This is a genomic window from Enterococcus sp. DIV1089c, from assembly GCF_050530965.1.
GTDB classification, from domain to species: Bacteria; Bacillota; Bacilli; order Lactobacillales; family Enterococcaceae; genus Enterococcus_B; species Enterococcus_B hirae.
Genome location: NZ_CP172888.1, coordinates 586168 through 598324, shown reverse-complemented (window position 1 = coordinate 598324; position 12157 = coordinate 586168). Strand labels below are relative to the sequence as shown.

9 protein-coding genes are annotated in these 12157 nt (G+C 36.7%); 1 reads left to right on the top strand and 8 read right to left on the bottom strand.

The genetic code is table 11. The annotated features are described in order from the left end of the window. Nucleotides 1-596 precede the first annotated feature (596 nt). Nucleotides 597-998 carry a hypothetical protein gene (locus IGL30_RS02795; protein ID WP_210767398.1) on the top strand — a complete coding sequence of 134 codons (402 nt, stop codon included), beginning with the start codon at nucleotides 597-599 and terminating at the stop codon, nucleotides 996-998. A gap of 295 nt (nucleotides 999-1293) precedes the next feature. On the opposite strand, the gene IGL30_RS02790 is transcribed toward IGL30_RS02795, so the two are convergent. The 8 genes from IGL30_RS02790 to glsA form a co-directional block, all read right to left on the bottom strand. Beyond that, complete coding sequence (locus tag IGL30_RS02790) at nucleotides 1294-3282, bottom strand: glucose PTS transporter subunit IIA (RefSeq protein ID WP_088744971.1); 1989 nt, start codon at nucleotides 3280-3282, stop codon at nucleotides 1294-1296. 13 nt (nucleotides 3283-3295) lie between these two features. After that, nucleotides 3296-4192 carry an N-acetylmuramic acid 6-phosphate etherase gene (gene murQ, locus IGL30_RS02785; protein WP_123875038.1) on the bottom strand — a complete coding sequence of 299 codons (897 nt, stop codon included), beginning with the start codon at nucleotides 4190-4192 and terminating at the stop codon, nucleotides 3296-3298. After that, a complete protein-coding gene (locus IGL30_RS02780; RefSeq protein ID WP_010719888.1) occupies nucleotides 4179-5255 on the bottom strand; it encodes a DUF871 domain-containing protein in 1077 nt (358 codons plus the stop codon). The genes murQ and IGL30_RS02780 overlap by 14 nt, the downstream gene beginning before the upstream one ends. Before the next feature lie 439 nt (nucleotides 5256-5694). Beyond that, the gene (locus tag IGL30_RS02775; protein ID WP_010738316.1) at nucleotides 5695-6252 is read right to left on the bottom strand and encodes a histidine phosphatase family protein; all 558 of its coding nucleotides are present in this window, start codon (nucleotides 6250-6252) and stop codon (nucleotides 5695-5697) included. 86 nt (nucleotides 6253-6338) lie between these two features. Beyond that, entirely contained in the window at nucleotides 6339-7835 is a 1497-nt protein-coding gene (locus IGL30_RS02770) for an Lsa family ABC-F type ribosomal protection protein (protein ID WP_088744972.1), read from the bottom strand. Between the two features lie 349 nt (nucleotides 7836-8184). Then, the gene (locus IGL30_RS02765) at nucleotides 8185-9306 is read right to left on the bottom strand and encodes a glycerate kinase family protein (RefSeq protein WP_088744973.1); all 1122 of its coding nucleotides are present in this window, start codon (nucleotides 9304-9306) and stop codon (nucleotides 8185-8187) included. A 213-nt stretch (nucleotides 9307-9519) separates the two neighbouring features. Continuing rightward, complete coding sequence (locus IGL30_RS02760; protein ID WP_430618531.1) at nucleotides 9520-10968, bottom strand: hypothetical protein; 1449 nt, start codon at nucleotides 10966-10968, stop codon at nucleotides 9520-9522. 261 nt (nucleotides 10969-11229) lie between these two features. Continuing rightward, a complete protein-coding gene (gene glsA / locus IGL30_RS02755) occupies nucleotides 11230-12156 on the bottom strand; it encodes a glutaminase A (RefSeq protein ID WP_010738321.1) in 927 nt (308 codons plus the stop codon). Between the last annotated feature and the right edge of the window lies 1 nt (nucleotide 12157).

The window sequence follows — 12157 nt, the reverse complement described above, 5'->3', positions numbered from 1 at the left end:
CAGAGAGGAAACTTAGTTGGTAAGTTTCCTCTCTATTTTTCTTTTTTAGGCTTTATACTCATTCAGTAATCCGCTTATCGGATATCCTTCATCCATCACTTGCGATTATTTTACATTACAATAGAAGTAAACTGTGTCACCTCCAACACTGTGATTTATTGTGTGAACTTGTTACGAAGCTCTGGCTAAGATAAAACACTCGTCATCCACATGATGCCCCATTCATAGACTTCCGTTATAAAAAGTTATCGTATCAGATTCTAATTCTATTTCAATGGATCTCCCCTTCATTTAGATTACTTTTGTCAGAAAAATTTGTTATCAAAAACTTAAACATAGACAGTTTGAAAGAGAATCACTAGTCAAAATGGAAGAAATAAAATTCCCCATACTCTTTTTAAAGCTATTCAGTTCAAATAATCTTAATATAACCAAGCATATTGCAAACGTTAACTTAACAGAACAAAAAGGAAAAGGTATAATAAAAATAGAAATATTTAGATTTTTATATGTTATTTTATTTTTTTGACACTAGATTATAAACAAGGAGGTGAAAAAACATTAAAAAAAAGAAATTTCTTGTTGTGTTATTTTCAATGTTTTATTTATTATTTTTAGGTGCTTGCAAGCAAAAGAATGATCCTGTGGTTTCTTTAGAAGAAGTCGATAAAGCAGTGATTTTTGTTAAAGATGACGAAGGAAAAGAAAAAAGTTGGAAAGCTACAGACCCCAATTTTTTAAAAACATTAATAGGAAACCTTAATGTTCTGTTTAATAAATCGGATCAACATGCTCAACGTTATGATATGAAACTGACATCAAAGCAAAAAAGATGCAACTATCAAATAAAGTTTTATAAAAACAATAATGTTGTACAAGAGATTCAGATTTCAAAAGTAAATAAGGTAACTATAGACAAAGAGGAATTCATGATTGGAAAAGAGAAAGAAAACGAACTAGATAGTTTGAAAAATCATTTATTACTTGTTGCTAAATAGATAGGCGATGTTGGGACAAACATCTACCAAAAATGAAATAAGCCTGATTTTACTTTTAGTACATACCATCAAAATCGGTCTTATTTTACTATTCTAGCCACTTTGTCTTCGTGTATTTCTTCTAATTTCTCCAATTGAACTTTTAGCTTGGTTCACCAGTGATTTATCGTCTTAAATGAATCAAACTGTTTCTCTTACAATTATTTTTCCCTCTTATTAATCATAGAAAAGAGCCTGAGACCGCACTTGGTCCCAGGCTCGAATTTTCTCTATTCTTTATCTGCTTTTACTTCGTTCAATTTTTTGTAGCTTCAACAGTCATGACCTTCGCTTTGGCTTTTGTCTCACCTGTTTTTTCTAAAACGAAATTTTTTACTTTCTCCATATTGGTAATTAAAACCATCATCGAAGTTTCTTTACCGGCAGCTTTGATTGCTGCTAAATCGACTTGAGCAACAAGTGTATCAGGTGTCACCAACTGACCTTCTGTTACCTTCACCTCAAATGGTGCACCACCAAGGTCAACTGTATTGATCCCCATGTGAAGTAACACTTCTAATCCATTAGCGGTTGTGATACCAATCGCATGTTTAGTGGGGAACACTGAGCTGATCGTTCCACTTACTGGTGAATAAATCTGACCATTGATTGGCTCAACAAAGTAACCTTCTCCCATCATTTTTTGAGCAAATACGGGATCACTTGCCTTTTCAAGTGACTCAACTACTCCATCAGCTACAGCAGCTAATGAAATTTCACTTGTGCTGACTGCTCCTGTATTTTCCGTCATTGGTGTCATTTCAGTTGTTGTTTCTTCAGCTAATTCTTCTTTCTCCAATTGCTCTTTAGGAATACCAAAGAAGAATGTTGCTAGGAAACCACCTGCGTAAGCAGCGAGTAACCCTAAGACATACCCTAACCATTTTCCATCTGAAATCAATGGGATCAAAGCAGCACCAGAAGGCCCGATCGCAATAGCACCTACATTTCCAATCATCCCAACAACAGCACCACCAATACCACCACCGATACAAGCGGTAATGAACGGACGTCCTAACGGCAGTGTCACACCGTAGATCAATGGTTCACCGATTCCTAAGATTCCTACGGGTAACGCACCTTTGATCATTTCAGTCAATTCTTTATCTTTTTTACAACGAACCCACAATGCTAATGCTGCTCCGACTTGTCCGGCACCAGCCATCGCCAAAATAGGTAATAATAGTGTTTTTCCTGTTTCATCAATCATTTGGACATGGATCGGTGTTAAGATTTGATGCAATCCGAACATAACCATCGGTAAGAATAGTGTCCCCAAGACAAATCCTGAAAAGGCACCACCTACACCTAATACCCAGTTGATTCCGCCAACCATTCCATCTGAGATGAAACCAGCGAGTGGCATGATGAAGAAAATTTCGACTAAGCCAATAGCAATCAATGATAATGTAGGGGTAACAATAATATCAATGGAATCTGGTACAACTTTATGCAATTTCTTTTCAACGATTGCTAATAACCAGACAGCAAAAATAACTCCTAAAATCCCACCTTGACCTGCAGCTAACGCTTCACCAGTGAATAAGTTTTTAAGTGGCGCTTCTGGATTCATGCCCGTTAATAAGACTACCGCACCGATAACACCACCCAGAGTTGGTGTTGCACCAAAAACTTGAGCTGCATTGATCCCTGTATAAATCACTAAGAAACTGAACATACCATTTTTTAGAATGTTCATGATATCAATGTATTGTTGCCAAGTTGCTGCATCTAATGTACCCGCTGTCACTAAGTTTGCTAGTACCGCAGCAATCCCTGCCACAATCCCAGTACCGACAAATGCTGGAATCATAGGGACGAAAATGTTCGAAATATCTTTCAAGATTGATTTGATTTTTGATGGTTTTTGTTTATTTTTTTGAGCAGCTTTCATCGCTTGCGCTCTCTCATTTACCAAATCTTTTCCTGAGGCTGACGACTTATCAGAAGCTCTCTTTCCTGAAGAAATCTGTTCTCCTAATTTTACACCTGCTTGATCTACCATCGTTTGTGCTACTTTGTTCACTTTACCAGGACCGATGATCACTTGCAGTTGTTCGTCCTCAACAACGCCTAATACACCAGGTATCGCTTTCAATTTTGCAACATCGACAAGCTCATCATTAATGATCTTCATTCGAACACGGGTCATGCAGTGGACAATGCTTTCGACATTGCCCATTCCGCCTACACCAGCATAGATCCGCGTTGCTAGTTCTTCTAAAGTCAATTCATTTTTAGCCATTGGTTCTTCCCCCTCATAAGGTTCCTTTTACAAAGCCGTTTGCTTCAACTAATTTTTCTTCTGCTGTCGCTTTATCACTATTGGTTAAAATCATCACGATCGCTAATTTCACATTTTTATCTGCTTCATTAAAATACTTCTCAGCGGTTTGATAGTCAACCTCTGTTGCTTGCATAATGATTCGTTTTGAACGCTCAATCAATTTTTCGTTGGTCGGTTTCACATCGACCATCAAGTTATTGAATACTTTGCCAATCCCGATCATACTAATTGTTGAGATCATATTCAAAATCAATTTTTGTGCTGTACCAGATTTTAGGCGAGTTGAACCGGTTAGAAACTCAGGTCCTGCATCAACTTCGATCGGATAATCGGCATGTTGACTGATTTCAGCATTTTTATTACAAGAAATTGTAGCAGTAGTCGCACCGATTGTACGAGCATAATCTAAACCGCCAATCACATACGGTGTACGACCACTTGCGGCAATCCCGATGACCATATCATTTTCAGTTAATCCTAAGTTTACTAAATCTTCTTTCCCTAACTCTAAAGAGTCTTCTGCTCCTTCAACCGCAACTGTCATGGCTGCTTCACCACCAGCAATCAAGCCAATGACCATCTCAGGTTCTACACCAAATGTTGGTACACACTCTGCAGCATCTAGCACACCTAAACGACCACTTGTACCGGCACCCATGTAGATCAATCGACCACCTTGTTGGAAAGATTTAATCGTCTGTTGGATCACTGGTTCGATGCTAGCCAATTCTTTTGAAACGGCTTCGGCAACTTTATGATCTTCTTGGTTCATTAGCTGAACTGCTTGGGTAACACTCATTTTATCAAGTCCAAATGTTTGTTGATTTCGTCGCTCTGTTGTTAGATTTTCTAAATTAATTTGCTTCATTTGTTTTTCCTTCTCTTCTAATTATTTTAAAATTTACCCCTGCACGGATTTGCTCAAGTAGCGGTAACTCGGCTTCGCTTATTTGAGCGACCCGATTCACTTTTTCATCTGCTGGTAAATCCTTTTTAGTAATTTGAATCTCCCCCATGTAACGAAGATATCGTTCATTATCTAAAGTAATCGTTCCTTTTGCTCGTTCTTTCGTATCACGAGGAGGAATTTGAGGGATGTTTCTAAACCGTGCATCCGCACTGCGGATAACATCTCTTGCTTCATCTTGCCGATTCATATGGTTTCCTAAAATATACTCGTAAAACTGAGCATCAATTACTTCAGCATGTAGTAAAATTGTTTGTTCTCTTTGATACATGGCAAATTGTTCTTGAACTTCTTCTGAAAGTCCGCCATCACCGATATAAATCAAATCTGTATCGCATGACATCAAATCTAGCGCAGCAGCTAAAGGATGGACATGTCGATGACTTTCTAAAGTAGGTAAACCTTGATATAACGGACCACGTAATGCTTCGTCGCCTGCCACAAAACCTTGGATTGTAAAGCCTTGTTCTTTTAGCCAATGATTTTTTTCTTGATACCATTTCCGATCTAATCCAGTTTCGGGACGCGGATAGTAATTATGCCATGCTTCAAGTTGAGAAAAATCTGCATTAGCGACTTGTAATTCTGTGACATCTTGTGGAGTGATCGTGCTGGCGTTTAAACTGATTTTGATTTGATGGCTCCAATTCGCAATTTGTTCATTTGAAAGATGATAATCCATTCGTAACCCAGTAACGCCAATCTTTTTTAATGGCTCTAAATCTGCCATCGAAAACCCAGCATGTTTTAAAGCATCTCCAGAAATATCTACCATTAGATCCAATTGATTTTCTTTGGCACATTCGCCTAGTTCTGTTAACCGTTTTTTATATAAACTAGCATCATCTTCAGGAATATGCATAGAAGTAAATATCCCATCAAACCCATTCTTTGCCATCTTTTGGATATAAGCTTTTTTTTCTATCGTTAAAGCTTCATTCATAAAGATCGAAAAACCAAACATCTGTCTCCCCCTCACGCGATGTATCCGTATTCATTTCTATGAACAGAGTATACCTCTTGTGAAATAAAATTTCAACATTTTTATAAAAATAAATTAATTTTATTTCTAAAAGCGTTTTCGTTGATTGATAATGATAGGCGATTTCAAAGATTAATGGCTAATTATATAACTAAAGAAAGAACGACACACCGACTAAAAAGTGTTTCATGCGCTGAATGACAGAACAAAAATACGCATCAATCATTGGTTCATTCTGACCTCTATTTGATTTATACAACTCATCAGTCCTTATTGACAAAAAGCCACGTAAATAAACGGAAGAATGACAAAAATAGCAAAAACTATTTTTGGATTCTTCCGCTTATCGGTTTCAGAAATCAACTATTTTTTTGATTCATGATACGAATGTTTGACTCCGCTGCTACCCGCCAAAAATGAGTTAAGACTTTATAGTGTTCAGCTCATGTTTACTGGGAAAAGTAACTAATTCCGTATTTTCAACAAAAAAATCAAAGAATGTCTCATTTGGCATAGGATGGAAATAAGCGTTCATGATACGAATCAACGCATTATGACAAACTAATAGGTAGACGTTCTCTTCATCAGCAAGACATTCTTCGATCAATGGAACAACTCGAGCATAAACATCTAACACTGATTCACCATTTGGAAAGCGCACCGCAAATTCTTGTCGTGCTTCTTGAAAGATTGTTTCATGACTTGGCATCCCGTCGTATTCCCCAAAATCCATTTCGATTAATCGTTCATCTACTTCCATTGGCAAGTGAAGTTTATCGGCAACGGCTTGCGCTGTATCTTTTGCACGTTGTAAAGGGGAATGGATAATCTTCGTGACTGGGATTTGTAATTCTGAAACTTTTTCAGCCAATTTCTCCGCTTGTTTTTGCCCTTTTTCTGTTAACGGGGCATCCGCTCTCCCGCAGACCCGTTCTGCTGCATTCCAAGTTGTCTCGCCATGTCTAGTTACATATAACATTATTCAACGCTCCTTTGTTTGTTCTGGCTCGATTGTAACATAACTAATGAGCAAAACAAGTTTCACTACTTATTGATGACAATGAGTTATTTGAGTGAAATGAGTCGATCAGCTATTTTATTTAAGAAGAGTTGGTCATGATCCACAACCAACATTGCAGGTTTAAACGATAAAATCAGTTGCTCCAACTGGACTTGATTGAAGACATCTAAATAGTTCAACGGTTCATCCCAAATATATAATTCCGCTTCTTGAGAAAGCGACTTGGCTAGTTCAACTTTTTTGCGTTGCCCCATACTCATCTGTTCAATTCGGTTATGAAAGACTTCTCTTTCCATCCCTAACTTGCGGAGATTATTTAAAAATGTTTGATAATCAACTTTTTGCTTTTCTGCAAATTCACTGAGCGTACCGCGATTATCTTCATAATTCTGACGCACGTAACTGATCGTTAGTTGATTAGGCTTATGGATCGTACCTGCAGTTATTCCATCAAAATCGTCTAAAAGATAATGGATGATCGTAGATTTCCCTATACCGTTTGCCCCTGTCAACGCCACACATTCGTTTTGGTCAATCGTAAAATTAACGGGCGAAAAAAGCAGCTGTTGATACCCCAGTTGTAAATTCTCCACAGTCAGCAATCGTTTATGATGTGTTTTTTTGACATTCATTGTCAAAGGCTCTACATATTCGATATCCTTCAATAATTTTTCTTTTTCCCCGATTTGCGTTTCCATCCGATTCACGATTGCTTTCGAGCGTTTCATCGTTCGAGCGGCATCCGCACCAATTGCACCACGATTCACTCTACGATTTTCGGTATCGATAAACCCAACGCTTTTTTTCGTCTTATCTCCCTCACGAGAGCGGGACCACTCTGCTTTTTCTGCTGCAGTTTTCTTCAAGCGCGTGACTTCTTTTTTGATTTTTTCATTTTGGGCAATCTCAAACTCATTTTTTAACTGCTTTTGCTCTTCATATACTGAAAAGTTCCCCTGATACAGTTCTAATTGGCTTTTTTCAATGGCTAATACATGATCGACCACTTCATCGATAAATCCGCGATCATGGCTGATCACGATAAATCCTTGATTTTTTTTCTGCAAGTAATTAGCTACTTGTTTTCTTCCGACTAAATCCAAATGATTCGTCGGCTCATCGATCAAAGGAAAATGCTGATCATCAACAAAAAGCAGTGCTAAGAGTACTTTTGTTTTTTCACCACCAGACAGTGTGTGAAATGGTCGCCACAAAATCTCTGGGTCAGTTTCCATTAATTGTAGTTCTCTTTCGATTTCCCAAAGTTCGACATCAGCTATCTCATTCAACGCATCATAAGTAAATTGTGCTTCTTCTCCAATTTCTTGAGGGAAATAGTTAAATTCTTGCTGATGGATAATCTGTCCTTGATAAGGTAGTTTATCTTGTAAAATGTTCAATAATGTCGTTTTTCCACGTCCATTCCGACCGATCAATCCTAATTTCCAAGTGGTATCAAAATTCAATGTAGCTTGATCAAATAAGGGTAGCACTTGATTGTCATAACCAAAAGTTAAATTTTTAATTTCTATCTTCGACATTTATATCCTCCTATAAAAAAGACCAGTCCTATTTTCAGAACTGGTCGCCAAAGAAGGGATACAAAAAGAGACCCCACCAATGAAAACTCGCCAATTCTGAAAATCTGCCTGCTATTTTTTATTGAGTAAGTGTTTTTCACATTAAATTCTGCATGAGCAAGCTTCAACGGGCAATCGTTAGACCGTTTCTCTTCACTCAAACATCGTGATTAATGTAATTTATGCACTTTTCTCATTAATAAAATAGCCTTAATGCAGCTTTCAATCATTGACTTAGTTTTTCAATGGCAAGATCCCTCACTTCGTTTTATTTGTCATTAGGTTAACATAATTATTTTTAAACTGTCAACTAAGATAAATCATCTTCCACTAATCGGCTGAGATTATGTGTCATAATCGCTACTTTTTCGAGGGTTTCTTGACGATCTAAGGCTTTTTTCAATTCAATCGGTCCTAGCTGGATACTAAAAACACTTGGCAGAAATTCATCTAATCGTCCAAGATTTTTTTCGCGACTGCCACATAACGCAATAACTTTTTTCCCATGTTTCTTTGCCAGTTTAGCTACACCATATGGTACTTTCCCATTGTTCGTCTGCTGATCGATTCGTCCCTCACCTGTGATCACGAGATCTGCTTGTTTGATGGCTTCTTCTAAACCAATCAGTTGAGCAACAAGTGAAAAACCAGAAACCATTTTACCACCGACAAGCAATAACGCTCCACCGATTCCACCAGCAGCCCCACTTCCAGAAACAGCATTTAAATCAATATTAGTCGTTTGTTTTATCTGTTCGGTTAAATTCGTTGCCTGTTTGTCAAGAAATGCTAAAGTTGTTTTTGTACCACCTTTTTGCTTACCATAAATTTGAGCTGCTCCTTGTGGGCCACTGTAAAAACTTGTCACATCAGCAGCAACTAGCAATTGAACCTTTTTGAATTTTTCACGGCTTTTGCCCCACTCGATTCGTTTCGTCGTCAGCAGTGGATTTCCCTCTGTAGCCCCAACTAACTTGGCTCCTAGCGACTGCAACAGACCTAAGCCACCATCTGAACAGCCACTCCCACCTAATGTGACAATCACCTGATCAACCTCTTGTGTCAAAGCATCTTTCAAAAGTTCTCCCAAGCCAAAGCTAGAAGCTGATCGAATCGTTTGATCAGTTGGCTCCTTTAATAAATCAAGACCGATTACTTCAGTTGATTCAATCACTGCCAGGCGTTTTCCCGCATAAACCGTGAGTAAATATCTGCAGCTCACTTTTCGAAAAAGCAGATCTACCCCTTCGATTACCCGCCATTGACCACCTAAAGCATGATAGATCGCCTCTGCTGTTCCTTCTCCTCCATCAGCAATCGGGCGATTGATTTTTTCTCCTTTTTTTGAAAACCAGCCGTTCAAAGCTGCTTGATTTAATTCAAACGATGAGGCACTTCCTTTAAATGAATCAATGGCTGCTAAGATCGTCATTGTCGTTCCTCCTCTGTACTTTACTCTCATTACTAGTAAGACATGTTTCTCTTTTTTTGACAACCAATATAAGTTGAAAATTTGCAAAAAACAATACTCGGATGGAACTTAGAAACCATTGATGTTGTTTTCTAAAAACAGAAAAGTGACGTTCAAGAATTCACTTCCTTCTTGAACGCCCACTTTCGATTATTGCTATTTGATTCTTGCTGTTTATAAGTGCTTTTTATTTGAAACAACCGACCATGTGGTATTAAGATGCTCATATTTTCTGTTCAAAGAAATTGGTATCACCCTCGTGTTTTCAGTGTCAAATCCATATTGATATACAGTATAATCACAATACACGATTCTGTGCGTAAAATACAAGCATTCATCTGGTAATTCTTCTAACGAATGATAAATCATTGGATTCAGTTCAGTATATTCATTCATTTCGGACATGAGTAGTTCACGATAAAAAATTTGCTTTACAACACTAGGAGCCACAATGAAAATTTCAGTAGGTTGTTCTTCTTTTTCGTCTGTAATCAAGGTCATACTTTTAACAAATTTTCTGATCAAGTTGTGATTCCATCTTACTTTTGGATAGTATGTTTCCTTCCAATCATTGAGAATAACTATGATATCCTCATACAGTTTTTTTTCTGCAGTAGTTAATAAATAGATTTGATCAGGGAGAAATACTTGACCATCTGCCCAGATCGTACGAATAAACTGTAAAAATGATTTTTTTAAAATAAAATCATTTTTACAATTTTTGTCAATTCTAGTTACAATTTTTTCGATTAGCTCATGGAGACAAGGCGTGTTTTCAATGAAACTGGTATAAACAACTTCAAAATCTTTTTTCAATAATTCCATATTTTCGTTCGTATAATTTCGTGTGTTAAATAACGAAAAAATATAATACACGTCTTCTTCTTGTATATCTAAATGTTCTTTTTGTTCAGCTAACCCTTGGCTAACAATATGAAATAAAGGCTTTTTTTCAGCTGACTTTTTATCTTCTTCATCAAAATAAAGAGGATATTCTTTACGTCCAATCGCTATTTCAATTCCTCGAACAATCAAAAATCTATCTTCATCAGAATATCTTCGTTTGAAAAAATGTGTTTCGACAAAATCAATCAATTGGTGACAAGCATCTATTACTTGATGATTTTTATTTTCATACCCTTCCCAATTAATGTATCTCACTAAGGAAAGTAAAAGATTTTGCACGTCAAATTCAGGAATGATAATTTGTTTATTTCTTAAATAGGAATTAGCTTTAAAGAAATCTAAGACTGTCTTTTTGATCGTATAAACTTTACTTAAAGAGATAAACTCAAGATCTGATAATTCCGTACTAGTGAATTGCCCTCTAAAATAATAACTTAAAAATTTTAAAAAATACGATTGTCCATATAAAAACTGTGTTAATTCTGATAATTCAATACCATGTTTAAATATGACTCTATAGATATGCTTTTCTCGCTTAATGTCTTCGATACAATATTCTAAACATTCGGTGATACTTTCAAGATCGTGTAACACAGTAGGCATTGTCACACCTAACATTTTGGCAATATATTCGATATCTATTTCTTGAAATTCAAATAATTGCTCACAAAGATAGACTTTTCTCGAAATATTCCGCTCAATGTAATTTTCCAACATGCCTTTTTCGCTCCTCTAATTTATATATATACTTATTTAAACATATTACTTAAAACCCATTTTTTTATCCCCTTAAAAGGAAAACGTTTACAAAAACAAAATAAAAAAGTCTGAGCTGGGAAAAAGCTTCTTCCCAGCCCGAACAAACCAATCATTAACTATAAATAAATGACAGTGAAGCATTTTTTGCATCGAGTAAAAAAGATTCAACTAAGGAGGAATCTGTCTTTCATCATTCTGCTTAATACTTTCTCGCTAATTTTAGTCAAAAATATCAACATCGAGTTTTTCGACAACATCTTTTAAAAGTTGGATTCCAGCTGCGCTATTACCAAAAGCATCTAATGCTGGGCTGAAAACACCCATGCCATAATAATTAGGAACAGCTACCATTAGGCCCCCACCGACACCACTTTTAGCTGGAACACCGACATGAACAGAAAATTCCCCTGATTCATCGTACAATCCTGCAGTTGTCATAATTGATTTGACAATCGTTGCGCTTTCTTCTGTAATGATTTGTTGTCCACTCCAAGGAGCAATACCTTTATTCGCTAAGACAGCGCCTAACTTGGCAATCCCTTTAGCAGTCACATTTACTGAACATTGTTTAAAATACACATCGAGGATTTCTGATACATCTCCGTCGATCATTTGATTACCTTTCATGTAATAAGCCAAGGAGCGATTAATATCCCCAGTTCTTGATTCAGAATGATAAATTTCTTCGTTCAATGTAATTTGAGGATCATCACAAATTTCTTTCATAAAAGCTAAAATACGATTGAATTTGTCCTCTGGATCTTTTCCGGCAATCAAAGAAGTGGTTGCAATCGCACCAGCATTCACAAATGGATTCATTGGATGATGACGATGATTGAGTTCCATATTCAAAATCGAGTTAAAAGCAAAACCTGTTGGTTCTGTATTGATCGTTTGAAAGACTTTATCGATGCCATTATCTTGGATGGCTAATAATAATACGGGTACTTTTGACATGCTTTCAATCGCAAAACGAACTTGCGAATCACCCGCTTCGATTAATTGATTTTTCTTCAAATCATAAATTGCCATTCCTAATTGTTCCGGATTTACTTGTGCAAGCGCTGGGATATAATCTGCTACATGTCCTGTTTGATAGTAGTGGAAATTTTTCCCAATCAATTGTTCTAATTCTTTGACATCCATT